This is a genomic window from Streptomyces sp. NPDC014006 (genome assembly GCF_043088925.1).
Taxonomy (GTDB): Bacteria; Actinomycetota; Actinomycetes; order Streptomycetales; family Streptomycetaceae; genus Streptomyces.
In genome coordinates this window covers 1,069,534-1,092,165 of the sequence record NZ_JBICAJ010000002.1, presented here as the reverse complement: position 1 = coordinate 1,092,165, position 22,632 = coordinate 1,069,534, and the positions used below count along the sequence as shown (strand labels likewise).

Genomic DNA, 22,632 nt, shown 5'->3' with positions numbered 1-22,632 from the left:
GTGGTCCCACGCGTTACCGACCGTTGCGCGTCTCCCTCACCTGCGGCTGAACCCCAGCCGCTCCAGCACCGCCGCCACGTCCGCCACCGCCGTGACGCCCTCCGGCAGCGGCGGGCGGCGTACGACCACGACCGGCAGGCCCAGCTCGCGGGCCGCTGTCAGTTTGGCCGCGGTGGCCTCTCCCCCGCTGTCCTTGGTCACCAGGACGTCGATGCGGTGTTCCCGCAGAAGCGCCCTCTCGTCGGCCACGGTGAACGGGCCCCGCGCCAGGATCACGTCGAGCCGCGGCGGCAGCGGAGGCTCGGGCGGCTCCACGGACCGTACGACGAAGTGGATGTCCGTCAGGTGGGCGAAGGCGGCGAGGCCGAGGCGGCCCGTGGTCAGGAACACCCGGCGGCCGAGGCGGGGCAGCTCCCGCGCGGCCGCGTCCAGGGAGTCGACGGTGTGCCGGCGCTCGCCCGGGGCCGGACGCCACCCCGGCCGGCGCAGCACCACCAGAGGTACGCCGGTCAGCGCGGCGGCCTCGGCGGCGTTCGCGGTGATGCCGGCCGCGAAGGGATGGGTGGCGTCGACGACCGCGCTCACCCGCTGCTCGCGCAGCCACCCGGCGAGCCCCTCCGCACCGCCGAACCCCCCGACGCGCACCTCACCGTCGACCGCCCCCGGCCGGGTCACCCGCCCGGCCAGCGAAGTGGTCACCCGCACCTCCGCCCGCTCCGCGAGGGCGGCGGCGAGACGGCGGGCCTCGGTGGTGCCGCCGAGGACGAGGACGTGCGGGGTCGGCATGGCGTCGAGGGTACGAGGTGCCCGGTCCGGGCAGGTCACCGGCCCGGGTGGAGCAGGCGGCCGCCGCGGACCGACCGGCGGTCGCGGATCGGCGGTCGCGGACCGATCGGCCGCCGCGGCTCACCCCTGCGCGGGCCCGGCGCCGTGGCGCCGACGCCGGGGTGAGCGCGTCACCGGGGTGGCCGCCGTCCCCTTCGGCGGGATTCAGAAGTCGTCCGCGCCGTTGCGGAGTTCGGGGGTCCAGTAGCCCGTGAGGGCCTTGGCCGGATCGACGGCGATGCCGTCGCTGCCGGGCGCGGTGACGGCGATGACCGTGGAGTCGCCGTCCAGCATGACGGAGAACGCCGACACCGGTTCGTTGTCCTCGTCGACCCCGCCGTCCGACAGCTTCACCAGGGCGTAGGCCGGGGCTCCCACGGCGAGGACGACCGGCGTGGCCGGCTTGCTCTTGGCGACGGCCGGGACGTCCTGCTTGTGGCTCTCCAGGAACTGGATGTGCGGGAAGCCCGTCAGCCGGCAGGAGTGCCCGGCGGTGTTCTTCGCCGTGAGGACGATGTGGGTGTAGGGCGGGCCGTCCTGGGTGGCGGCGGTGACGCGGACGTCCCGTGCGGTGCAGACGGGCGTGGAGGCGGTCGCCTGCTCGCCGGTCGCGCCGTCCGAACCCGCGGAGGAGTCGGCGGACCCCGCCGAGCCCTTGGATCCGCCCGAGCCCTTCGACCCGCCCGAGGGCGCCGAGTCGGCCGATCCCGTCGTGCCGGACGTGCGGGTTCCGTTCACCGTCGCCCCGGCGGCCGGGGACGACGCCACCGTGGCCGAGGTGGTCGGTGCCGACGAGGACTTGGTGCCCGCGTCGCTCTGGCAGGCGGTGAGGGACACGGCGAGGGCCGTGCCCGCGACGGCGAGCAGCGTGGTGCGGTGACGCAGCGTGTTCATGGAAAGTTCCCCCGTGAGTGGTGCGGGGCCGCGGCGCGGTGCCGTCGGCGGTTCCTGCGAAAGGTGATCGGCGCGGGCCCGGACAGGGCGTTCCGCGTCGGCCTTCAGTCGACCATTTCCGGTCCGCGTCGCCCAGGCGGTTCTCCCGGCAGAAGTACCGTCGGCCATACTTCTGCCGGGGGCTCTCAACCGGACGGGCCGGACGATCGGGGACATCGACGGTGCGCGACGGCATGCCTTCCACGGGGGACTTCGGGCAGCAGTTGCGGCACCTACGAGTCCGTTCCGCTTTGAGCCAGGAGGCGCTGTCCCACGCGGCGGGGGTGAGCGTCAGGGCGCTGGCGGACATGGAACGCGGGCGCACCCGTGGGCCGCAGCGGCGTACGGTGCGGGCGCTGGCCGAGGCGCTGGGACTGGACGGTGACGAGGCGGCGAGCCTGGAGAAGTCCGCCTCGCTCGGCCGGCCGCGCCCCCGCACGGCCGCCGGTCCGGCGGGCCCCGGCACCCTGGGCCTGCCCCGCGACATCCGGGACTTCACCGCCCGCGGCCCGGCCCTGGCCCGGCTGCTGGAGCTGGCGGAGGACGCCGATCCGGACCTGCCGCCGGTCACTGTGGTCTCCGGGCAGCCGGGTCTGGGCAAGACCGCGTTCGCGGTGCACGCCGCGCACCGCCTCGCGCCGTACTTCCCGGACGGGCAGTACGCCCTGGACCTGCACGGCATGGATACCGAGCCGACCACCCCCCGCGACGCGCTGGCCCGGCTGCTCGGCGCGATGGGGGTCGCCGACGCGGCGATACCGGCCGGCACCGACGACCGTGCGGGTCTGTGGCGGTCCCTGGCCGGCGAGCGGCGCATGCTCCTGCTGCTGGACAACGCGGCCGACGAGTCCCAGGTCGGCCCGTTGCTTCCGGGCAGCGGTCCGTCCCTGACAATCGTCACCAGCCGCCACGCCCTGGCCGGTCTGGAGTCCGTCCACCGCACCGATCTGGCCCTGCTGCGGCGCGAGGAGGCGGTGGAACTGCTGACCCGCATCATCGGCCCGGACCGGGTGCGGGCGGAGGCACAGGCGGCACGTGACCTCGCCGACCTGTGCGGGCACCTGCCGCTGGCCGTCCGGATCGCCGGCCAGCGGCTCCTCAGCCGGCCGCACGAACGTCTCGGCAAGCTCGTCGCCCGCCTCGCCGCCGAGGGCCGGCGGCTGGACGGGCTGCAGGCCGGAAGCCTGCGGGTGCGTGCCGCCTTCGCGCTCTCCTATCGGCAACTGCCGCCGGGACCGAGGACGTTGCTGCGGCGCGCCGCGCTGGCCGCCGGAGCGGACTTCAGCGCCGAGACCGCCGCGGTCCTGGCCGGCCTTTCCTACGACGAGGCGGTCGCCTGCGCCGAGGAACTGACCGACGCCGGACTGCTGCAGAGCGATGCCGCCGCCGAGCGGTACCGCTTCCACGACCTGCTCAGGCTCTACGCGGCCGAGCAGGTGGAGGCCGAGGACGGCCCCGAGGTCCGCGACGCCGCCCTCGACCGGACCGCGTCCTGGATGCTGCGCCGGGCCACCGCCGCCGCGCTGCACTTCGACGTCGACCACGAACGGAGCGTGCCGCAGGACGACCCGGACCCGGACACGGCGCCCACCGGCCGGGAAGAGGCACGGGCCTGGCTGGAGGCCGAGCGGGCCCAGTGGCTCGCCGCACTGCGCCGGGCCCATGACACGGGCCGCCACCGGCAGGTCCTGGACACGGCGGAGGCGATGCACTGGTTCTCCGATCTCAACCAGCACTGGGAGCAATGGGTGGAGGTCTTCCAGCGCTCCGCGGACTGCGCCCGGCTGCTGGACAGCAGACGGCAGGAGGCGGTTCACCTCAACTACCTCGCCTGGGCCCACAACCTCTGTGTGCACGACCCGCACGCCGCCCTGACGAGCGCCGACGCCGCGCTCGTGGCGGCCCGCCAGTGCGGGGACGGGCTTCAGGAGGGCTGGGCACTCGGTTACGGCGCCGGCGCACTGCACCGGCTGGGCCGCGCGGAGGAGGCCCAGGAACGGCTGCGTGAGGGGGCGCGCTGCCTCGCCTCCCAGGAGTCACCGCAGGGCCGGCTGGCCGAGCTGACGATCCTCAACAGCCTCGGCACCCTGCTGCGCCAGACCGGCCGGGCCGCCGAGGCGCTGGACATCCACCGCCGCAGCGAGCGGATCTGCCGCGCGGGGGTCCCAGGCCGGACGGACGAAGTGATCGGGTTGTACCACGCGGTCGCCCGGCAGCAGATCGGCAACGACCTGGCGGCCCTGGAACGCTGGGACGAGGCCGAGGCGCCGCTGCGGCAGGCCCTCGCCGCCTTCGAGGCCGCGCAGATGCCGGTGTGGGTTGAGCAGGCCCGGCTGGACCTGGGTCAGGTCCTCGGTGCCATGGGCCACCCGGAGGCCCGGGAGACGTTGCGCACCGCCCGCGACGCCCTCGCCGCGCTGAGAAGCCCGCGCCAGGTCGAGGCCGCCGCCGCACTCGCCGCGCTCGACGAAGCCACCGCCGGAACCGTCTAACGCAGGAGCAGCTGCAGACCGCCCACCACGGTGGCCGCGATGACCAGTTGCTCGAAGAGTTTCTGGTTGATCCTGTTCACGGCCCACTTGCCGAACAACGCACCGGGCACCACGAACACCGCCAGCGCCGCGTCCAGGAGCAGCGAGCGGCCGTCGATCAGCCCGAGACCGGCGCTGAAGGGCACCTTGGAGACGTTGACGATGAGGAAGAAGAACGCCGACGTGCCCAGGAACCCCAGCTTGCGGAAGCCGGCCGAGAGCAGGTACATCGACATCACCGGGCCGCCGGCGTTGGCGACCATCGTGGTGAAGCCGCCGAGGACGCCGTAGGAGCGGGCCTTGATCCGGCCCGCGCGGGTGGTGACCGCGTCAGGCTCCGCCGTCCGTTCGGCCGTGCGCCGGCGCCACACGGTCACCGCGGCCATGACCAGCAGGATGACCCCGATCGAGACGCGTACGACCCCGTCACCGGCCCACACCAGGAACAGCGTGCCGGCCACCACGCCCGCCGCGACCGCCGGGAACAGCCGCCACAGCGTGGGCCAGTGGGCGTGCCGCCGGTAGGTGAGCACCGCGAGCACGTCCCCGGCGATCAGCACCGGGAGCAGTACGCCGGTGGAGGCGCGGGCGGGCAGGACCGCCGCGAAGATCGCGAGGCTGACCGTGTTCGCCCCGCTCACGGCGGTTTTCGAGAAGCCGACGAGCAGCGCCGCGAAGGCGAGCGCGGCGAACCCCCAGCCGGATATGTGCCACAGCGTCATCGTGTCCATGCGGCCACCGATGCTATGTCCTGACAACCGGTGCGCAGAAGGACCGTCTCGTCAGGCGGCCCGCCCGACTCGGCTGCTCGCCCCTAACCGGCGTACTGCGTGCGCAGCTCCCGCTTGAGCACCTTCATGCTCGGGCCGAGGGGCAGCGTGTCGGCGAACTCCACCCGCCGCGGGTACTTGTGCCGGCCCAGGTGTTCCTTGGACCACGCGGTGAGCGCGGCGGCGTCCCGGGAGGCGCCCGGCGCCGGGACGACGACCGCGCACACCTCCTCGCCGTGCAGCTCGTCCGGCAGGCCGATCACGGCGACCTGTGCGATGCCGGGGTGACGCATCAGGACCTCCTCGACCTCGCGCGGGTAGACGTTGTAGCCGCCGCGGATGATCACGTCCTTCTTCCGGTCGACGATCCTCAGGAAGCCGTCCTCGTCCTTGGTGCCGAGGTCGCCGGTGCGGAACCAGCCGTCGACCACGGCCTGAGCGGTCGCCTCGGGGCGGCCGAGGTAGCCGGAGAACACGTTGTGGCCGCGGATGACGACCTCGCCCAGCTCGCCGGGCGGCAGCAGCTCGACACGGCCCTCGACCTCGGCGCGGGCGATCTCCACGTCGACGCCCCACAGGGGGTGCCCGATGGTGCCGGCCTTCGTGCCGAAGCAGGGCTGGTTGACCGTCGCCGTCGGTGAGGTCTCCGACAGCCCGTACCCCTCGTAGATCCGCGCCCCGAACGCCGCCTCGAACCGCTCCAGGACGGCGACGGGCAGCGAGGCGCCGCCGGAGATGCACACCCGCAGCTCCGGAAGGGCCGGCGCCGCGGCGGCCGCGGCGGCGAGCGAGACGAACATGGTGGGCACGCCGTGGAAGGTGTTCACCTTCTCCGCCACCATCAGCTCGATCGCGCGTGCCGCGTCGAAGCGGGGCAGCAGGACGAGGGTGGCGCCCGCCCGCCAGGTGGAGTTCATCGACACCGTCTGCCCGAAGGCGTGGAAGAGCGGCAGCGCGCCGAGCGCGATGTCGTCGGGGCGGATGTCGTTGGCGTCGAAGGCGTTGACGGTCGCGTTCATCACCAGGTTGAAGTGGCTGAGCACGGCGCCCTTGGGCACGCCGGTGGTGCCGCTGGTGTAGAAGACGACCGCCGGGTCGTCGGCTGCGCGGGTGACGTACGACCGGAGCGGCTCGGCGTTCGCCGCCAGCTTGTCGAACTCCTCGCCGAGGGTGACGACCCGCACGCCGGTGGCCTCGGCGGCGGCGCGCCCGGTCTCCGCCTGCGCGGGGTGGACCAGCAGCAGGGTGGCGCCGCTGTCGCGCAGCACGTGCTCGACCTCCGGCGCGGAGAGCAGCAGATGCACGGGGACGACGACCCCGCCGGCCGCGGCGACGGCGTAGTACGCGAGCGGGAACTCGGCGGTGTTGGGTGCCATCAGGGCGATGCGGTCCCCCGGCGCGACGCCCAGCCCGGCCAGCGCGCCGGCCTGCGCCAGCGCCTGCCGCCACACCTCGGCGAAGGTCAGCCGCCGCTCGCCCTCGATCAGGGCGGTCTTCTCCGGACGGCGCCGGGCGTTCTCGGCGAGGATGACGGCCAGGGAGAGGGTTGCCATGGAGTGTCGCTCCGATTCCTTGCGGCTCGTGTTACCGGATCCCCTTCAGGGGAGCCCCCGTTCGGCTCCTCGGTGCGGAGCCGCCGTGCGCTGTGCTCGGTGCCCCTCGAGCGGGGCCGCTGTGCTCAGTGCCTCTCGACCAGCACCGCGCTGCCCTGGCCCACGCCCACGCACATCGTGGCGAGGCCGCGCGCGGCGCCCGTGCGGCGCATGCGGTGCAGCAGGGTGGTCAGGATGCGGGCGCCGGAGCAGCCGAGCGGGTGGCCCAGCGCGATGGCGCCGCCGCTCGTGTTGACCAGGTCGGGGTCGATGCCGAGCTGGTCGACGCAGGCGAGGGCCTGGGCGGCGAACGCCTCGTTGAACTCGGCCTCCTGCACCTCGCCGATGCTCCAGCCGGCCCGGGCCAGCACCTTGCGGGTGGCCGGGACCGGGCCGATGCCCATGACGTCGGGGTGGACCCCGGCGGAGCCGCCGGCGACGTACTGGCCCATGGACTCCAGGCCCAGCTCGTTGAGGGCCTCCTCGCTGGCCAGGATCAGGCCCGCCGCGCCGTCGTTCATCGGTGAGGCGTTGCCCGCGGTGACCGTGCCGCCGGAGCGGAAGACGGGCTTGAGGCGTGCGAGCTTGTCGTAGGACGTGTCCTCGCGGATGCACTCGTCGGTGTCGACGACCGTGCCGTCCGGGCGCTCGACGGGCAGGAGTTCGTCGTCGAAGTGGCCCAGCTTGCGCGCTTCGGCGGCGCGCTGGTGGCTGCGCAGCGCGAACTCGTCCTGCTGTTCCCGGCTGATGCCGTACCGGGCGGCGACCTCCTCGGCGGTCTCACCCATGGCGAGCAGGCCGTGCAGGTCCTTCATCGCCGGGTTCACCAGCCGCCAGCCGAGCCGGGTGTCGTAGGTCTCCATGCGGTGCGGCAGGGCCTCGTCGGGGCGGGGCAGGACGAAGGGGGCGCGGCTCATCGACTCCGAGCCGCCCGCGATCACGAGGTCGGCCTCGCCCGCGGCGATCGTGCGGGCGGCGGCGGTGACCGCTTCGAGGCCGGAGGCGCACAGCCGGTTGACCGTGGCGCCGGGCACGGTCTCGGGCAGGCCGGCGAGCAGGGCGGCCATGCGGGCGACGTTGCGGTTGTCCTCGCCGGCCTGGTTGGCGGCGCCCCAGTAGACGTCGTCGATCCGGGCGGGATCGAGTGCGGGCACGTCGGCGACCAGGGCGCGGATCACGGCGGCGGCGAGGTCGTCGGGGCGGACGGAGGACAGCGCGCCGCGCAGCTTGCCGATGGGGGTGCGGCGGGCGGCCGCGAAGTGGACGGGACGCACGGAAGGACTCCTGACCGACGGCGCTGTGGACCAGCGAGCTCTTAATTAGCACTGCTAGTTTTGGACTATAGACCGAGGGACCGCTCCCTGGGAAGATCCCCCCTCACAGCTGCGCCGACCCACCGGAGGAGACATGGCCGAGTCGCGCGAACACGTCCTGGCCGGAACCCGCGGCACGATCGTCACCCGCGAGTGGCCGAACCCGCGGGCCCGGTACATCGCCGTCGTCGTCCACGGCTACGGGGAGCACATCGGCCGCTACGAGGGCCTCGCGGACGTACTCCTGGAGCATGGCGCGGCGGTGTACGGGCCGGATCACATCGGGCACGGACGGTCGGCGGGTGAGCGGGTGGTGATCGAGGACTTCGAGGACGTCGTCAGCGACGTGCACGCGGTGGCCCGGCTCGCCCGGGCCGCACACCCCCGGCTGCCCGTGGTGATGGCCGGCCACTCCATGGGCGGCCTGATCGCCTCCCGCTACGCCCAGCGGTACGGCGACGACCTGGCCGCGCTGGTGCTGTCCGGGCCGGTGATCGGGGCCTGGGAGACCCCCGAGCGGCTGCTCGCGCACGCCGCGCGGCACGGCGAGATCCCCGACGTCCCGATCAGCCCGGCCGCGCTCTCCCGCGACCCGGCGGTCGGGGCGGCGTACGCGGCGGACCCGCTGGTGTGGCACGGGCCGATGAAGCGGCCGACGCTCGAGGCGTTCGTGCGCACGCTGGAGAGGGTGGCGAAGGGCGGTGACGTGGGGCGGCTGCCGGTGCTGTGGCTGCACGGCGACGACGACCGGCTCGTCCCGCTGCCGGGCAGCCGGATCGGCGTGGAGCGGCTGGCCGGTGACGGCGGCCCGACCGAGCGGGTCTACCGCGGCGCGCGGCACGAGGTCTTCCATGAGACCGACAGGGACGAGGTGTTCGCCGAGGTCACGGGCTTCCTGGACAAGGTGCTCACACCCTGAGACACCCCGAGACACCCCGGCGGGCATCCCGGACGCCTCCCGGTTTGGCCGCCGTACCGCCAGGGCACCCGCCCCTCTTCGCAGACGACGTGAGGAGGAGAAGCGCGCCATGACCGTGGTGAAGAGCACGCTGCCCGACGACGCCCGCCGTGTCACCGGCCAGGCCCTGCAGGAGACCCTCGTTGACCTGCTCGGCCTGTCACTGGTGGCAAAGCAGGCGCACTGGAACGTCGTGGGGCCGCGGTTCCGCTCGATCCACCTCCAGCTGGACGAGGTGGTCGAAGCCGCGCGTGGCTTCGCCGACACCGTGGCGGAGCGTGCCGCGGCGCTGGGCGTGACACCGGACGGCCGTCCCGAGACCGTCGCCGCCGCCTACGGGCTGCCCGGCGCGAAGGACGGCCGGCTGCGCGACACGGAGGTCGTGGGGCTGATGGTGCAGTCGCTCGAAGAGGCCGTCACCCGGCTGCGGGACCGCATCGAGGTCACCGACAAGCCCGACCCGGTCACCCAGGACCTGCTCATCGGCATCACCGCCGAGCTGGAGAAGCAGCGGTGGATGTTCGAGGCGGAGAACTTCCCGCAGGACTGACCGGGGCACGCCGTCCCGGCCCGCCACCCCGGTACCCATGCAACGCCACGAAAGGGGCAGCTGATGACCGACGCCCTCGAACTCGACGCGCTGTGGGAGGACTTCCACCGCGCGGTGAACATGACCTCGGCCGAGCTGGCCGCCTGGCTGAAGGTGCGGGACGCCGCCGAGGACACCGAGCCCCTGCCGGAGCAGGCGGGGAGCCCGACCGGGCAGCACGTGCTGGCCATCCTGCAGAAGCGGCGCACCGACCTGACGGAGGACGACCTGCGGGTGATGCGCAAGGTCGTCGACACGGTGGACGAGGAGGCCGACGTGGAGAACGAGCCGGAGGCCGCGGACACCCGCCGCCGGCACCGGCTGATGACGATCGGGCACGACCCGCTGAAGCCATGAGCCTGCGGCGCTCTCGCCGGTGCGGCGCGGTGCGTCGTTCCGGTGCGGCGCGCGGGGGTGCTCGCCCCCTTCCGGCGGCCCGTGCGGGTGCGTGCGTCGGGGCGGTTCGCGCCGTTCCCCACGTCCCGCCCGGGCCGCCGTACGCGCGTGCCGCTCAGGTCGCCAGGCGGGTGAGGGCCGCGGCGATCAGTGTCTGGACACCTGGCAGCAGGACCGCCGGATCGGGGGCGAACAGGGGGCTGTGGTTGCCGGGGACGTTGCCGAACTTCTCGGCGAGCTCCTCGCCGGGGGCCGCATCCCACACCGGGGCCGGTGTCGAGGTGACGTACCAGTAGTCGTAGGGCACACCCTCGGGTGCCAGCAGGGAGAAGTCCTCGCTGCCCATGGCCGGGCCGAAGTCGAAGACGGTGTGGTCGCCGAAGAGCGCGCGGTGCGCGGCGGCGATCTCGCCGTCCAGGGCCGCGTCGTTGACGGTGTTCGGGTAGCCCGGGTGCACGGTCACCTCGGGCGGGAGCGGGCAGCCGGCCGCTGCGCACTCCCCCTCCACTATCCGCCGGACAGCGGTGAGGACGCGTTCGCGTACCGCGGCGTTCTGGCTGCGCAGGTTCAGGGCGAGCCGGGCCTCGCCGGGGATGATGTTGTGCTTCGTACCGGCATGGAACTGGCCCACCGTCAGCACCGCCGACTCCTTCGCGGCCACCTCACGGGCGACCACGGTCTGCAGCCGGGTGACGACGTACGCCGCCGTCACGACGGGATCGACGGTGGACTCGGGGCGTGAGCCGTGGCCGCCGACGCCGTGCACGACCACGTCGATGTCGTCCGCGGCGGACATGGTGAGACCGGGGGTGTGCGGGTAGAACCCGGCCGGGCCGGGGGCGACGTGCTGGCCGAACAGGACGTCGGGGCGCGGGAAGCGCTCGTGCAGGCCGTCCGCGACCATCGCGCCCGCTCCCCCGCCGCTCTCCTCGGCGGGCTGGCCGATCACGACGAGCGTGCCCGACCAGGTGGCACGGGCCGCCGCGAGGGCCTCGGCGGCCCCGGCCAGCCAGGTGACGTGCAGATCATGACCGCAGGCGTGCATCACTGCGTCCACGCTCGAGGCGTAGGGCAGCCCGGTCGCCTCCCGCACCGGCAGCGCGTCCATGTCACCGCGCAGCCACACCACCGGCCCGTCACCGTTGCTGAGCACGCCCACCACGCCGGTGCGGGCGACCCCCTCGGTCACCGCGTATCCGGCCGCGCGCAGCCGTGCGGCGAGCCTGCCCGCGGTGCGGTGCTCCTGGAAGGCGAGCTCGGGATGACGGTGCAGGTCGCGGTAGAAGTCCTCGAGCTCCGCGGCCTTCACCGCCTCGCTCACCTCGCGCGTCCGTCGGGCCACGGCGGGCGGATCGATCATGCTGCTGCCTCCTCGTGATCGGCTGCGGCGATTCTCGACGGCCGGAGGGGGCCGGCTCCAGCCCCCGTGCTCGTGCGGCGGTACTGCCCGGTGACAGCGGGGTGAAAATATGGAAACGGCCGGTTCTTTTCCATCCCGGCGCACACTCCGCGTCATAGGTTGTGGCACAGATCACGTGTGCGAAACCCGAAAGGACGGCGGTCACCGATGTCCGGAGTCCAGGACGAAGCCCTTGGCTCAGCCACAGCGTCTTCCGGCTACACCCAGCGGCTCGCGCGGCTGGAAAAGGCCGGTATCAGACGGCTGCTGCCCACCCAGGCCCCGTACCGGTGGAATCTGCGGCGTCTGCGCCTGGGCCGGGTGCTCGACGTGGGCTGCGGCCTCGGCCGCAACCTGCTGAACTGCGGACCCGACAGCGTCGGCGTCGACCACAACGCCCACTCCGTGGCCGTGTGCCGTGAGCGCGGGCTGACCGCGTACACGCCGGAGGGGCTGGCCGAGGCGCCCGGCTGCGGTCCCGGCTCGTTCGACAGCCTGCTGTGCGCGCACGTCCTGGAGCACATGGCGGAGGACCTCGCGCAGAGTGTGCTGCAGCAGTACCTGCCGCTGGTCCGGCCGGGCGGGAAGGTCGTGCTGATCACGCCGCAGGAGGCCGGGTTCAAAAGCGACGCCACGCATGAGCGCTTCGTCGGCTTCGAGGAACTGGACCGGCACGCGCAGCAGGCGGGGATCACCGTGGCGCGGACGTACTCCTTCCCCTTCCCCCGGGCCCTCGGCACCGTCTTCCCGTACAACGAGTTCGTGCTGGTCGGCCGGGTCGCCGGCTGAGCGGCTACGGCAGGTGCAGGAAGCGTGCGATGGTGCGCAGGACGCCGTTGTCGTTGTTCGACGGGGCCAGGTGCCGGGCACGGCGGACGACCTCCGGGTGAGCGCCGGTCATCGCGAAGGACCACTCGGCGGCGTCCAGCATCTCCAGGTCGTTGAGGTAGTCGCCGAACACCATGGTCTGGGCCGGGGTGATGCCCAGCTCGCCCTGCAGGCGGCGGACGGCGGCGCCCTTGTCGGCGGTGCGGTTCATCACGTCCACCCAGTGCTCGCCGGAGACGACGACCTTGTGGGTGGCGGTGAAGTCGGCGAGCCCGGGGGCGGTGCCGTGCTCGGCGGAGCCGAAGTCGTACAGGGCGACCTTGATGAAGTCGTCGTCGACGGCGGTGACGTCCGGCACGACGCGGTGCTCGGCGTAGTACTTGCGCACCTCGGCCAGGAACGGCTCGTCGGTGCGCTCGACGTACGCGGCCCACTTGCCGCACAGCACGGCGCCGACGTCGACGCCGCCGGCCGCGAGGCGGCGGGCCGCGCCGACGACACGGACGGCGGCCTCCCGCTGCAGCGGGTCGGAGCTCAGCTCGACGCCGTCGCGTACGACGTAGGTGCCGTTCTCGGCGATGAACACCATGCCCTCGGCGACGTCCGCGAACTGACGCTCCAGGGTGGCGTACTGACGTCCGCTCGCCGGGCTGAACAGCACGCCCCGCTCGCGCAGCAGCTGCAGCGTGCGCCACAGGCCGGGCGGAATCTGCTTGTCGTCGTCCAGGAGCGTGCCGTCCATGTCGGTGACGATCAGCCGGATGTCGGCGGGGACCTCACCCAAGCGGGGCTCGGGGGTGCTGACCAGGGGGGCGCTGCTGTACGGCATGTCCTGCTCTCGGTCGGGGGCGTCCTTTCCACCCTACGGGAGGCGTCCGCGCGCCCCGTGTCGCGATTTCCCGGGACAGGGTGATCACCGGACGGCACAATGAGGCGGCGACGCCCGGTGCGACGAGGAGGATGCGATGACCACCCTTGCCGATCCCGTCCCCGGTGGACGCCCCGGTGATGTCGAACGGGCCACCGCGCTGGCCGGTGAGCTGTCGGGGCGCGGTGTGCACGGCGTCGTGCTGGCGTACGTCGACACCGCGGGCGTCACCCGGATCAAGACGGTTCCGACCGCGAAGCTCGCCTCGGCGGCGGCATGGGGTGTCGGCATGTCCCCGGTGTTCGACACCTTCCTGGCCGGTGACGGCATCGCCACCACCGATGTACTGGGCTCCCCCGACGGTGATCTGCGGCTCTTCCCCGACCTGCACCACCTCACGGTGCTGGCCGGGCAGCCCGGGTGGGCGTGGGCGCCCGTCGACCGGATCACCCAGGACGGGAAGCCGCATCCCGGGTGCAGCCGGACCTTCCTGCGCCGGATCACCGCCGACGCGGCCCGCGCGCACGGGCTGTCCTTCCGCGCCGCGATCGAGATCGAGTGGTCGGTGGGGCTGGGCTCGGCACCCGACGGGACGTTCCTGCCCGCCGCCACCGGCCCCGCCTACGGCGCCGACCGGCAGGTGGAGCTGGGCGACTACCTCGCCGATCTGCTGGCCGCCTGCCACGCGCAGGGCGTGGACGTCGACCAGTTGCACCCCGAGTACGCCGCCGGCCAGTTCGAGATCTCCGTCGGCGCCCTCGACCCGGTGGCGACGGCCGACCGCAGCGTGCTGGTCCGGCACACGATCCGCGCGGTGGCCCGGCGGCACGGGCTGCGGGTGTCGTTCGCGCCTGCCGTGCTCGCCGAGGGCGTCGGCAACGGCGGACACGTCCACCTCTCCGCCTGGCGGGCCGGGGACAACCTGCACACGGGCGGCGAAGGCCGGTACGGGATGACGGCCGGCGGCGAGTCCTTCGCGGCGGGCCTCCTCGGCCATCTGCCCGGCCTGACCGCGGTGACCGCGCCGAGCCCCGCGAGCTATCTGCGGCTGAAGCCCTCCCAGTGGGCGGGGGTGTACACCGCCTGGGGCCTGGAGACCCGCGAATGCGCCCTGCGGGTGATCGCCGGCATGGCGGGCCGCCGCGCGACGGACGCGAACGTCGAGGTCAAACCCGTCGACCTGGCCGCCAACCCCTACCTCGCCCTGGGCTGTCTGCTCGCCGCCGGGCTGGACGGCCTCGTCTCGGGCGCCGTCCTGCCCGAGGAGGTCACGGGCGACCCGGCGCTGCTGCCGGCCGACGAGGCGGCGAAGCGGGACGTGCACCGGCTGCCGGTGTCCCTGACGGAGGCGGTGGACCGGTTCCGGGCGGACACGGTGCTGCGCGAGGCGCTCGGCCCGGTCCTCGCCGACGCGGTCGTCGCCGTCCGCGAAGGAGAGGTGGCCGCCGTGGCGGGGCTGGACGACGCGCGGGTCGCCGCGGCCTACCGGTGGCGGTACTGACCATGGGCGCCGTCGCCGACGCGCTCGCCACGCTGCCGCTGGTGGACCACCACTGCCACGGCGTCGTCGCGACCGACCTGGAACGGGCCGGCTTCGAGACCCTGCTCACCGAGGGTGACCGCTGGCCCGGGATGTCGTCCTTCGACACACCAGTCGGGCTCGCCGTGCGCCGGTACTGCGCTCCCCTGCTGGACCTGGAACGGCACGCCCCGCCGGACGCGTACCTGGCACGCCGGGCCGAGCTGGGCGCGCGGGAGGTGAACCGGCGCTTCCTCGCCGCCGCGCGTACGGAGGTGTTCTGCGTCGACACCGGTTTCGCGCCCGCGGGAGCCGTCGGCCCCGCCGAGGCGGCCGGAGCCGCGGTGGCGTACGAGGTGGTGCGGCTGGAGTCGGTCGCCGAGGCGGTGGCCGCGCACGGGGTCGAAGCGGACGCCTACGCCGACGCGTTCCGTGCGGCCGCCCAGGGGGCCGTAGGGCGGCCGGGCGTGGTCGCCGTGAAGTCGGTCGCGGCCTACCGCACCGGTTTCGCGCTGGACCCGGCCCGCCCCACGGACGCGGAGGTCACCGCGGCGGCCGCGGACTGGCTGCCGCACGGCGGCCGGCTCACCGACCCGGTGCTGGTACGGCATCTGCTGTGGACGGCCGTCGACCTGGGACTGCCGCTCCAACTGCACGTCGGCTTCGGCGACAACGACCTGCGGCTGCACCGCTCTGACCCCGCGCTGCTGACGGACTGGCTGCACCTGATGGCAGGAACGATTCCCGTCCTGCTGCTGCACTGCTGGCCCTACCAGCGGCAGGCCGCGTACCTGGCCGCGGTGTTCGAGCAGGTCTACCTGGACGTCGGCCTCACCCTGCACCACGTCGGCCCGGCCCGCGCGCGTGCGGTGCTGGCCGAGGCCCTGGAGATCACGCCGTTCCGCAAGCTGCTGTACAGCTCCGACGCCTGCGGTGTGGCCGAGTTCTACGCACTCGGGGCGCTGGCCTTCCGGCGGGGGCTGGCCGAGCTGCTCGACGAGCGGGTGGCCGCCGACGAGCTGAGCCTGCCGGACGCGCTGCGCATCGCCGAGTGGGCGGGAGCACACAACGCCCGCCAGGTCTACCGCCTTTCCGGTCCCTCCTGAAAGTATGATCAAGCAATGTCTGACATGACCGAAACCACGCCCGGTTGGCTGTCCTCCGACGAGCTGGAGCAGGCGCGGGCGCGCATGCCGATCCTGTACGTGGAGGCCGTGCCCGTCCGGGTCGACGACAGCGGCGAAGTCACCCGGATCGGCCTGCTGCTGCGCATCGGGCCGGACGGAACGGTCAGCCGGACACTGGTCTCCGGCCGGGTCCTGCACCACGAGCGGGTGCGTGACGCCCTGCTGCGCCACCTGGAGAAGGACCTCGGGCCGGTGGCGCTGCCCCGCATCCCGGCCTCGCTCCAGCCGTTCACGGTCGCCGAGTACTTCCCCACGCAGGGCATCACGCCGTACCACGACCCCCGGCAGCACGCGGTGTCCCTCGCCTACATCGTGCCGGTGACCGGGGACTGCCGGCCGCGTCAGGACGCCCTGGACCTGGTCTGGTTCGACCCGCACGAGGCGGCCTCGCCGGGCGTGCAGAGCGAGATGCCGGGCGGCCACGGCTTCCTGCTCCGCCAGGCCCTGGCCCACCTGGGCCTGCCGCACTGACGCCCGGCGTTCTCAGGGCATTCCCGGTCAGTGGTCGTCACCGTTCGCCCCAGACGATGAGGCGGTGCGTGTAGGCACGGGTCAGCGGGTCGCGGTCCGCGCACGTGGTGAGGGTGATCCGCGCCTTGTCCGGCTTGACGCCGGGCTTGTTGGGGACCGGCAGGACGACACCGACGTCGGTCGGTTCCACCGTCCTGGTGCCGGTGACGTGGTAGGTGTACGTCCGCCCGCGCCATGCGACGACGAGTGCGTCGCCGCGCACCAGCGTGTTCAGCTTCCGGAAGGGCTCGCCCCAGCCCGTGCGGTGGCCGGCGACCGCGAAGTTGCCGACCTCGCCGGGCATCGCGGAGCCCGGATAGTGTCCCGGCCCCTTGGCGAGATCGTTCTGGGTGACGCCCTCGACGATCACCGGGTGATACGCGGAGCCGAATCTCGGGATGCGCAGGACGGCGAGCGCGGATGCGTCCCGGGGACGTGGCTCCGCCCGCGTCCTCGATGGCCCGGTGGCGACGGCCGGCTGGTCGCGCCCGGCCACGGGGTGTGCGAGCTGGGCGCGAAGGTCTCGCTGGGCTCGGCCGTAGGCCTGGTCGTGCTGCCGGTTCTGGTAGGTGGCGAGACCCGCCACCAGCAGACCGGCAATGATCAGAGCCGTACCGAACAGACGGATCAGTGTCCGCATGGTGCTCGTCCTCGCCGTCTTGGCGGGGCCGCCGGGCAGGCGGCCCCGCCTCGGGTGTGTGCCGGCGACGCTCTAGGTGTCGTTGTCGTGCGTCCTGCGCGGAACCAGCCGCAGCACGGCGAATCCCGCCGAGACGAGGACGAACATCACGACCCAGAACCAGATGCTGTCCACCCCGCCGGTGACGGGCAGGAGGCCCGCACCGACGCCGGCGGAAGCAGCGGTTCCTGCGCCTGTGTAATCCGCCATGAGGTGCTCCTTTCGCGTGCGCAGCGGCCGATCCCATATGGACAACTGCACGGAACAAGAGACGATCGGGGAAAGGGAAAGCACGTCCGAAGGAAACCTCGGGTCCATGGAGTACACGTGCTTCGGAAGGGATGTATCGACGGCGATCGTTCACGCCGCGACGATGGCTTGTTTACACCGTAGCGCCGCTTGTTTACGCCGTATACGTACAACCTTCTCCCCTTGTGCCGCCGACGTCAAGCGGAGCGGCGTTCACGCGGGGCCCTGCGACGCGGGCGGACCCACGAGGCGGTCGAGCAGCGCGTCGAGGCCGACGGCGAGCCCTTCCGGCCCGCTCGGCTCGGCGGCCGTGACGGCCTGGAGTTCGGGCAGTTCCTCCGGTGGGTCCATGAGACACAGGTCCACAGCGGGATAACCGTGGATCCAGGCGAGGCAGGCCCGGAACACCAAGGGGATGCGACGCTCGTCGAGCCCGGCCTCCCGCAACAGCGCGAGCACCGCCAGGTGCTGCTTGCGGACGACGGGCGGCCGGCGGGCCAACGGCACCTCCAGCACCCGGACGGTCAGCAGCGGCGCGGCACGGGGATGGGCCTGGCAGATCTCGTATGCCGTGCGGGCGATGCGATGCAGGCCGGCGCGCCACGACTCCGCGCCGCCCGCCCAGTCCGCCCGCTCCTCGGCGGCCCGGCGCTCCGCCTGTTCGCGGTACAGCCCCTCGACCAGGCCGTCGAGCAGCTCCTCCTTGCTCGCCGCGTGCCGGTAGAGCGCCATCGCCTCCACGCCGAGTTCGGCACCCAGACGGCGCATGCTCAGCGCCGCGAGCCCCTCGCGGTCCACCAGTTCCAGGACGCCGGCCAGCACGCGCTCCCGGCTCAGGCGACCGTAACCGCCACCCCGTCGCGTGGCCGCCATTGCGCACCTCCTCTGGATGCCCGGCGCACCTGGCTCGTGTTGACTGCGCACCCTCCTCGCTTAATAGTGTACGTATACGACGTAAACATTCATCTCGGAACACATCCGGGTCGCTGACGGAAGGCGGACGTCATGTCTCGCACCGAGGGCCACAGCGTTGCCGCCGACGCCCCGCAACAGGTGGTGGTGGTCGTTCCCGCCTACAAGGAAGTCGAGTCGCTGCCGCGCGTTCTCGACGCGCTGAGCCGGCAGACGCGTCCGGCGGACCGCGTGGTGGTGACCCTCGACCCCTACCGGGACCGGCGGACGACAGCCGAACTGGAGCGCATCGGCCGCCGCGCGGGCGCCGAGGTGCGGCACTCGGTCGGAAACCGGCACAAGAAGGCGGGCAATCTCAACGGGGCGCTCGCCGAACTGCTGCCCACCCTGGCGGACGACGACGCGGTGCTGGTGCAGGACGCCGACACCTACCTCGATCCCCACTTCATCGAAGTGACGCACGCCGGACTCCGCCAGGGTTACGGCGCGGTGGGTGGCAATTTCCGCGGCCGTTCGGGCGGCGGACTGTGCGGTGCGTTCCAGCGCAACGAATACGTCCGCTACGCCCGTGACACCGCACGCAAGCGGGGGAAGGTCCTGTGCCTCACCGGCACCGCCTGCCTGTTCCGGGTGGCGGCACTGAGGGACGTCCTGACCGCGCGTCGCGACGGACAGCTGCCGGCCGCGGACGGCGTCTACGACACCAAGGTGCTGACCGAGGACAACGAACTCACCCTCGCCCTCAAACACCGCGGATGGCGCGTCGTCGCCCCCTCCCGCGCCACCATGACGACGGAGGTCATGCCGACCTGGGGCGACCTGGCCAGGCAAAGACTGCGCTGGAAGCGCGGAGCGCTGGAGAACCTGTTCGACTACGGGCTGACGCGCCACACCTGCGAAGGGTGGGTCAGACAACTGGTCGCCCTGATGGGCACGGCCGTGTCGGGCATCTACATCGGGGCCATCCTGTGGTACCTCGCCAGCGGCACCGGAGTGCACCTCGCACCGTTCTGGCTGGCCCTCACCGGGTTCTACGCCATCGAGCGCGCGATCACCGTGAAGGCCCGGGGATGGCGAGTGGCGGCCACCTCGATGCTGGTCGTACCCGAGTGGTTCTACGACCTGTTCCTGCAGGGAGTGCACATCCGGGCGCTGACGGAGTCGGCGTTGCGCCGGGAACGCACCTGGTAGGCGGGGCGATTGCCGGAAACGCAGAAGAGGCCGCTTCGGCATCTCGCCGAAACAGCCTCCGACTCGCGACTTCGCGAAGTCGGGACGACAGGATTTGAACCTGCGACCCCTTGACCCCCAGTCAAGTGCGCTACCAAGCTGCGCCACGTCCCGTTGCCCGTCTGACCTGGGGTTTCCCCCGGACGAACGGACAGGGAAACAATACCGCACTCGCGTCGGTGGTCGCGCGCCCCTTTCCGGCGGGCCGCGCCGGGTGCCCCCCGGAGGGGCCGGCCTTGACCTCAAGTCCGCTTGAGGTTGCACGCTCGTCGGCATGACGATCACCGAGGAAGAGGTCCGCCGGTACGGCTACGCCGACCTGCCCGGACTCATGGGTCTGATGACCGGCGACGAGAAGCACGGGCCGGCCGCCACCTCCACGCTGGACGTGCTGTGGGTGCTCTACGACCGGGTGCTGAGGGTCGCGCCGGACCGGCTCGACGACCCGGCGCGGGACCGGTTCCTGCTGTCCAAGGGGCACGGGCCGATGGCGTACTACGCGGTGCTGGCCGCGAAAGGGTTCGTGCCGGTGGAGTGGCTGACCGGCTTCGGGTCGTACGACTCGCCGCTCGGGCACCACCCGGACCGGATGCTGGTGCCGGGCGCCGAGATCGGCAGCGGCTCGCTCGGGCACGGGCTGCCGATCGCCGTCGGCGCCGCGCTCGGCCTGCGCGCGCAGGGTCTGCCCGAACCGGCGGTGTGGGTGCTGACCGGGGACGCCGAACTGGACGAGGGCAGCAACCACGAGGCGATCGCGTTCGCCGGGCCGGCCGGTCTTGACCGGCTGCACACGGTCGTGATCGACAACGCCTCCGCCAGCCATGCCCGGCCCGGCGGTATCGCGGCCCGCTTCGAGGCCGCGGGCTGGTCCGCGGTCACCGTGGACGGCCGCGACCACGACGCGCTGTACGCCGCGTTCACCGCACCCCATCCGGGCCGCCCGCACGTCGTGGTGGCCCGTGTCGAGCCGAAGTACGCCTGATCCCGGTCCCTCCGACCCCGAAAGGAAGAGCTCTCATGGAGACCATGCGCGAGCGGTTCGCCCCTGTGCTCACCCGGCTGCTGGACGAAGACCCGCGGGTCGCCGTCGTGCTCGCCGAGATCGGAAAGGACGGTTTCACCGAGGCGATGCGCCGCCATCCGGACCGGGTGGTCAACGTCGGCATCCGCGAGCAGCTGCTGGTCGGCGCGGGCGCCGGTCTGGCACTGACCGGGCTGCGGCCGGTGGTGCACACCTTCGCCAGTTTTCTGGTGGAGCGGCCCTTCGAGCAGGTGAAACTGGACCTCGGGCACCAGGGGCTCGGCGCCGTCCTGGTCAGCGCGGCCGCCTCGTTCGACTGGCCGGCGGGCGGGTTCACCCACATGGCGCCGGGGGACGTGGCGCTGCTGGACACGCTGGACGGCTGGACCGTGCACGTTCCGGGCCATCCCGACGAGGCCGAGACCCTGCTGCGGCACGCCGTCGCGGCGGGCGACGACAAGGTGTACGTGCGGTTGTCGGTGCAGGCGAACGCCCAGGGGCGGCCGGTCGACGGGGAGCGGTTCCTGACGGTGCGGGAGGGCAGCGCGGGCGTCGTCGTCGCGGTGGGGCCCCTGCTGGACGCCGTACTGGAAGCGACCGAGGGCCTCGACGTGACCGTGCTGTACGCGACGACTGTGCGGCCCTTCGACACGGCGGCCCTGCGCCGGGCGGCAGACGCGGCCCGGCCGGACGTCGTGCTGGTCGAGCCGTATCTGGCGGGCACCTCGACGGCCGCGGCCGACGACGCCCTGGCCGACCTGCCGCACCGGGTGCTGGGGCTCGGCGTGGGGCGGCGCGAGCTGCGGCGCTACGGGACCGTCGAGGAGCACGTGGCCGCACACGGCCTGGACGCCGCCTCGCTGCGCGAACGGATCGCTGGGTTCCTGCGGCCGGCCGGCTGAGTGGCCTGTCAGCCGTGTTCCGTCCGCGTCGGCCGGGGTATCGCCGTCCCGGCCTGCGGGGGCGTGTCGGCGCGGACCAGGTCGCGTATCGCGGGCACCGACAGCAACGCCAGCGCGACGACGACACTGGTCGCCGCGGACACCAGCAGCACGGGGTCGGCGCCCAGTGCCGAGGCGGCGGGGCCGGACAGGGCCTGGCCGACGGGCAGCATGGCGAGGGAGCCGGCGACGTCGTAGGCGTGGATGCGGTTGAGGACGTCGGCGGGGACCTGGGTCTGCACACTGGTCGCCCACATCACGCCCCAGAACGACATCGCCGCCCCGGCGACCGCGGCCCCGGCCGCCATGGCGGGGACCCCGAGGCCCGCGCCGACGCTCGCCGGGAAGGCGACGAAGCCGAACAGCGCGATCGCCCCGGCGCGCAGCATGCGGCGCGGGCGCAGCCGCAGCGCCAGCAGTCCGCCGACCACGGTGCCGGCGCCGAGGGCGGAGTTGACCAGGCCGTAGGCACGCGGCCCGTGGTGCCGCACCACCTCGGCGGCGACCAGGGGAACGCTGGGGCCCCAGACGGCGATCATGTACAGACACCAGACGGCGATCACGCCCCACAGCCATGTGCGGGCCCCAGCCTTCGACGAGATCGGCCCGGAAGGCGCGAGCGCCCCGCCGGGGTGAGCGGTCGCCGTGCGCGAGCGGGGGCATGCGGATCAGCAGCAGGCACAGGGCGCTGACCGCGTAGGTGGCGGCGTGCGCGGCGAACACGCCGCCGGGTGAGGCGAAGCCGACGAGCAGGCCGGCGAGCGCGGGGCCGGCGAGCTGGGCGGCGGACTCGGCGATGCGGATGGCGCCGTTGGCGCCCTGGATGTCGGCGGCGAGACGGGGCACGGTACTGGCCACGCCGGGCTGGAAGACCGCGCCCGCGACCCCGCCCGCGAAGCCGATCGCGCAGATCTCCCACAGCACCACGTGGTCGGCGAAGAACAGCGCGGCGGCCAGGGACTGGGTGCCCAGCCTGATCAGGTCGGCGCCGATCATCAGCTTGCGGGTGGAGAAGCGGTCGGCGATGACCCCGCCGAAGACGACGAGCCCGGCGAACGCGGCGGCGGTCGCGGCCATGGCGAGTCCGACCGCGCCGGCGCCGTACCCGTGCTGGAGCAGTCCCGCGGCGAGGGCCACCGGCAGCATGGTGTCGCCCAGCCGGGCCACGGCCCGCGCCACGAAGAACAGCGCGAAGTCCCGCGACCACACGCCTCCCCCGCCGCTCACCACCGCGGTCCCGGTGTCACCGGCTCCTCCCGCGCCGCACCCCGTCGCGGACCCCGCGTCAGCCACCCCAGGCCCTCCCCTCCCGGTGTCCTGTGGCAGCCGGAGCCCCCTCCGCTCCGGCTGCCGTCACTGCCGTCACTGCCGTCACTGGCGTC

General features: G+C 73.2%; 21 protein-coding genes, 1 tRNA gene and 1 pseudogene. 11 read left to right on the top strand and 12 right to left on the bottom strand.

The features are described 5' to 3' along the window. Positions 1-36: 36 nt before the first annotated feature. Together ACF1GV_RS11485 and ACF1GV_RS11480 are read right to left on the bottom strand one after the other, a co-directional pair. Positions 37-786: a cobalt-precorrin-6A reductase gene (locus ACF1GV_RS11485; protein ID WP_391678760.1), complete on the bottom strand. Its 750-nt coding sequence runs from the start codon at positions 784-786 to the stop codon at positions 37-39. 204 nt (positions 787-990) lie between these two features. Beyond that, complete coding sequence (locus tag ACF1GV_RS11480) at positions 991-1,719, bottom strand: DUF4232 domain-containing protein (RefSeq protein ID WP_391678762.1); 729 nt, start codon at positions 1,717-1,719, stop codon at positions 991-993. Positions 1,720-1,952: 233 nt separating this feature from the next. Between ACF1GV_RS11480 and ACF1GV_RS11475 the strand changes: the two genes are divergently transcribed. Further along, a complete protein-coding gene (locus ACF1GV_RS11475) occupies positions 1,953-4,250 on the top strand; it encodes an ATP-binding protein (protein WP_391678765.1) in 2,298 nt (765 codons plus the stop codon). Here ACF1GV_RS11475 and ACF1GV_RS11470 read toward each other — a convergent pair. The 3 genes from ACF1GV_RS11470 to ACF1GV_RS11460 form a co-directional block, all read right to left on the bottom strand. Then, positions 4,247-5,020, bottom strand: coding sequence for a sulfite exporter TauE/SafE family protein (locus ACF1GV_RS11470; protein ID WP_391678767.1), 774 nt, complete (start codon positions 5,018-5,020; stop codon positions 4,247-4,249). The genes ACF1GV_RS11475 and ACF1GV_RS11470 overlap by 4 nt on opposite strands. An 83-nt stretch (positions 5,021-5,103) precedes the next feature. Then, complete coding sequence (locus ACF1GV_RS11465) at positions 5,104-6,612, bottom strand: long-chain fatty acid--CoA ligase (RefSeq protein ID WP_391678769.1); 1,509 nt, start codon at positions 6,610-6,612, stop codon at positions 5,104-5,106. Positions 6,613-6,737: 125 nt separating this feature from the next. Further along, positions 6,738-7,925: a thiolase family protein gene (locus ACF1GV_RS11460; RefSeq protein ID WP_391678771.1), complete on the bottom strand. Its 1,188-nt coding sequence runs from the start codon at positions 7,923-7,925 to the stop codon at positions 6,738-6,740. 133 nt (positions 7,926-8,058) lie between these two features. Between ACF1GV_RS11460 and ACF1GV_RS11455 the strand changes: the two genes are divergently transcribed. From ACF1GV_RS11455 to ACF1GV_RS11445, 3 genes are all read left to right on the top strand, one after another. After that, the gene (locus tag ACF1GV_RS11455; protein ID WP_391678773.1) at positions 8,059-8,883 is read left to right on the top strand and encodes an alpha/beta hydrolase; all 825 of its coding nucleotides are present in this window, start codon (positions 8,059-8,061) and stop codon (positions 8,881-8,883) included. A gap of 109 nt (positions 8,884-8,992) precedes the next feature. Then, a complete protein-coding gene (locus ACF1GV_RS11450) occupies positions 8,993-9,472 on the top strand; it encodes a Dps family protein (protein WP_391678775.1) in 480 nt (159 codons plus the stop codon). A 63-nt stretch (positions 9,473-9,535) separates the two neighbouring features. Further along, entirely contained in the window at positions 9,536-9,868 is a 333-nt protein-coding gene (locus ACF1GV_RS11445) for a DUF3140 domain-containing protein (RefSeq protein WP_391678777.1), read from the top strand. A gap of 154 nt (positions 9,869-10,022) precedes the next feature. Here ACF1GV_RS11445 and ACF1GV_RS11440 read toward each other — a convergent pair whose 3' ends face one another. After that, a complete protein-coding gene (locus ACF1GV_RS11440) occupies positions 10,023-11,267 on the bottom strand; it encodes an amidohydrolase (protein WP_391678780.1) in 1,245 nt (414 codons plus the stop codon). Positions 11,268-11,474: 207 nt separating this feature from the next. Between ACF1GV_RS11440 and ACF1GV_RS11435 the strand changes: the two genes are divergently transcribed. Continuing rightward, positions 11,475-12,095 (top strand): class I SAM-dependent methyltransferase, encoded by a 621-nt coding sequence (locus tag ACF1GV_RS11435; protein ID WP_391678782.1) that lies wholly within the window; start codon positions 11,475-11,477, stop codon positions 12,093-12,095. A gap of 4 nt (positions 12,096-12,099) precedes the next feature. Here ACF1GV_RS11435 and ACF1GV_RS11430 read toward each other — a convergent pair whose 3' ends face one another. Continuing rightward, positions 12,100-12,963 (bottom strand): Cof-type HAD-IIB family hydrolase, encoded by an 864-nt coding sequence (locus ACF1GV_RS11430; RefSeq protein ID WP_391678784.1) that lies wholly within the window; start codon positions 12,961-12,963, stop codon positions 12,100-12,102. Positions 12,964-13,099: 136 nt separating this feature from the next. Here ACF1GV_RS11430 and ACF1GV_RS11425 point away from each other — a divergent pair, with 136 nt between their 5' ends. Genes ACF1GV_RS11425 through ACF1GV_RS11415 form a run of 3 tightly spaced genes read left to right on the top strand, consistent with a single transcriptional unit; the run spans position 13,100 to position 16,179 of the window. Then, on the top strand, positions 13,100-14,503 hold the full coding sequence (locus tag ACF1GV_RS11425; protein WP_391678788.1) for a glutamine synthetase family protein: 1,404 nt from the start codon (positions 13,100-13,102) through the stop codon (positions 14,501-14,503). A 2-nt stretch (positions 14,504-14,505) separates the two neighbouring features. Next, the gene (locus ACF1GV_RS11420; protein WP_391679601.1) at positions 14,506-15,627 is read left to right on the top strand and encodes an amidohydrolase family protein; all 1,122 of its coding nucleotides are present in this window, start codon (positions 14,506-14,508) and stop codon (positions 15,625-15,627) included. 15 nt (positions 15,628-15,642) lie between these two features. Continuing rightward, positions 15,643-16,179 carry an NUDIX hydrolase family protein gene (locus ACF1GV_RS11415; RefSeq protein WP_391678791.1) on the top strand — a complete coding sequence of 179 codons (537 nt, stop codon included), beginning with the start codon at positions 15,643-15,645 and terminating at the stop codon, positions 16,177-16,179. Between the two features lie 37 nt (positions 16,180-16,216). Here the strand turns inward: ACF1GV_RS11415 and ACF1GV_RS11410 are convergent, their stop codons facing one another. From ACF1GV_RS11410 to ACF1GV_RS11400, 3 genes are all read right to left on the bottom strand, one after another. Then, positions 16,217-16,858, bottom strand: coding sequence for a class E sortase (locus ACF1GV_RS11410; protein ID WP_391678793.1), 642 nt, complete (start codon positions 16,856-16,858; stop codon positions 16,217-16,219). Between the two features lie 72 nt (positions 16,859-16,930). After that, entirely contained in the window at positions 16,931-17,107 is a 177-nt protein-coding gene (locus ACF1GV_RS11405) for a hypothetical protein (protein WP_391678795.1), read from the bottom strand. A 252-nt stretch (positions 17,108-17,359) separates the two neighbouring features. Continuing rightward, the gene (locus ACF1GV_RS11400) at positions 17,360-18,019 is read right to left on the bottom strand and encodes a TetR/AcrR family transcriptional regulator (RefSeq protein ID WP_391678797.1); all 660 of its coding nucleotides are present in this window, start codon (positions 18,017-18,019) and stop codon (positions 17,360-17,362) included. Positions 18,020-18,151: 132 nt separating this feature from the next. On the opposite strand from ACF1GV_RS11400, the gene ACF1GV_RS11395 reads away from it, so the two are divergent. Further along, positions 18,152-19,249 (top strand): glycosyltransferase, encoded by a 1,098-nt coding sequence (locus ACF1GV_RS11395; RefSeq protein ID WP_391678799.1) that lies wholly within the window; start codon positions 18,152-18,154, stop codon positions 19,247-19,249. A gap of 79 nt (positions 19,250-19,328) precedes the next feature. Here ACF1GV_RS11395 and ACF1GV_RS11390 read toward each other — a convergent pair. Next, positions 19,329-19,402 (bottom strand) — tRNA-Pro (locus ACF1GV_RS11390). A gap of 160 nt (positions 19,403-19,562) precedes the next feature. Between ACF1GV_RS11390 and ACF1GV_RS11385 the strand changes: the two genes are divergently transcribed. Further along, positions 19,563-20,270, top strand: a complete 708-nt coding sequence (locus ACF1GV_RS11385) for a transketolase (RefSeq protein ID WP_391678801.1) — start codon at positions 19,563-19,565, stop codon at positions 20,268-20,270. 35 nt (positions 20,271-20,305) lie between these two features. Beyond that, positions 20,306-21,211: a transketolase family protein gene (locus ACF1GV_RS11380; protein WP_391678803.1), complete on the top strand. Its 906-nt coding sequence runs from the start codon at positions 20,306-20,308 to the stop codon at positions 21,209-21,211. Between the two features lie 8 nt (positions 21,212-21,219). On the opposite strand, the pseudogene ACF1GV_RS11375 reads toward ACF1GV_RS11380, so the two are convergent. Then, positions 21,220-22,480, bottom strand: a pseudogene (locus ACF1GV_RS11375) (MFS transporter). Positions 22,481-22,632: the final 152 nt, after the last annotated feature.

What these genes read in the sequence shown, in the direction of transcription:
- ACF1GV_RS11450 (WP_391678775.1), top strand. Translation starts at nt 8,993, where the DNA reads ATGACCGTGGTGAAGAGCACGCTGCCCGACGACGCCCGCCGTGTCACC.
- ACF1GV_RS11485 (WP_391678760.1), bottom strand. Translation starts at nt 786, where the DNA reads ATGCCGACCCCGCACGTCCTCGTCCTCGGCGGCACCACCGAGGCCCGC.
- ACF1GV_RS11455 (WP_391678773.1), top strand. Translation starts at nt 8,059, where the DNA reads ATGGCCGAGTCGCGCGAACACGTCCTGGCCGGAACCCGCGGCACGATC.
- ACF1GV_RS11380 (WP_391678803.1), top strand. Translation starts at nt 20,306, where the DNA reads ATGGAGACCATGCGCGAGCGGTTCGCCCCTGTGCTCACCCGGCTGCTG.
- ACF1GV_RS11440 (WP_391678780.1), bottom strand. Translation starts at nt 11,267, where the DNA reads ATGATCGATCCGCCCGCCGTGGCCCGACGGACGCGCGAGGTGAGCGAG.
- ACF1GV_RS11405 (WP_391678795.1), bottom strand. Translation starts at nt 17,107, where the DNA reads ATGGCGGATTACACAGGCGCAGGAACCGCTGCTTCCGCCGGCGTCGGT.
- ACF1GV_RS11410 (WP_391678793.1), bottom strand. Translation starts at nt 16,858, where the DNA reads ATGCGGACACTGATCCGTCTGTTCGGTACGGCTCTGATCATTGCCGGT.
- ACF1GV_RS11385 (WP_391678801.1), top strand. Translation starts at nt 19,563, where the DNA reads ATGACGATCACCGAGGAAGAGGTCCGCCGGTACGGCTACGCCGACCTG.
- ACF1GV_RS11430 (WP_391678784.1), bottom strand. Translation starts at nt 12,963, where the DNA reads ATGCCGTACAGCAGCGCCCCCCTGGTCAGCACCCCCGAGCCCCGCTTG.
- ACF1GV_RS11400 (WP_391678797.1), bottom strand. Translation starts at nt 18,019, where the DNA reads ATGGCGGCCACGCGACGGGGTGGCGGTTACGGTCGCCTGAGCCGGGAG.
- ACF1GV_RS11395 (WP_391678799.1), top strand. Translation starts at nt 18,152, where the DNA reads ATGTCTCGCACCGAGGGCCACAGCGTTGCCGCCGACGCCCCGCAACAG.
- ACF1GV_RS11425 (WP_391678788.1), top strand. Translation starts at nt 13,100, where the DNA reads ATGACCACCCTTGCCGATCCCGTCCCCGGTGGACGCCCCGGTGATGTC.
- ACF1GV_RS11480 (WP_391678762.1), bottom strand. Translation starts at nt 1,719, where the DNA reads ATGAACACGCTGCGTCACCGCACCACGCTGCTCGCCGTCGCGGGCACG.
- ACF1GV_RS11420 (WP_391679601.1), top strand. Translation starts at nt 14,506, where the DNA reads ATGGGCGCCGTCGCCGACGCGCTCGCCACGCTGCCGCTGGTGGACCAC.
- ACF1GV_RS11435 (WP_391678782.1), top strand. Translation starts at nt 11,475, where the DNA reads ATGTCCGGAGTCCAGGACGAAGCCCTTGGCTCAGCCACAGCGTCTTCC.
- ACF1GV_RS11470 (WP_391678767.1), bottom strand. Translation starts at nt 5,020, where the DNA reads ATGGACACGATGACGCTGTGGCACATATCCGGCTGGGGGTTCGCCGCG.
- ACF1GV_RS11475 (WP_391678765.1), top strand. Translation starts at nt 1,953, where the DNA reads ATGCCTTCCACGGGGGACTTCGGGCAGCAGTTGCGGCACCTACGAGTC.
- ACF1GV_RS11445 (WP_391678777.1), top strand. Translation starts at nt 9,536, where the DNA reads ATGACCGACGCCCTCGAACTCGACGCGCTGTGGGAGGACTTCCACCGC.
- ACF1GV_RS11465 (WP_391678769.1), bottom strand. Translation starts at nt 6,612, where the DNA reads ATGGCAACCCTCTCCCTGGCCGTCATCCTCGCCGAGAACGCCCGGCGC.
- ACF1GV_RS11415 (WP_391678791.1), top strand. Translation starts at nt 15,643, where the DNA reads ATGTCTGACATGACCGAAACCACGCCCGGTTGGCTGTCCTCCGACGAG.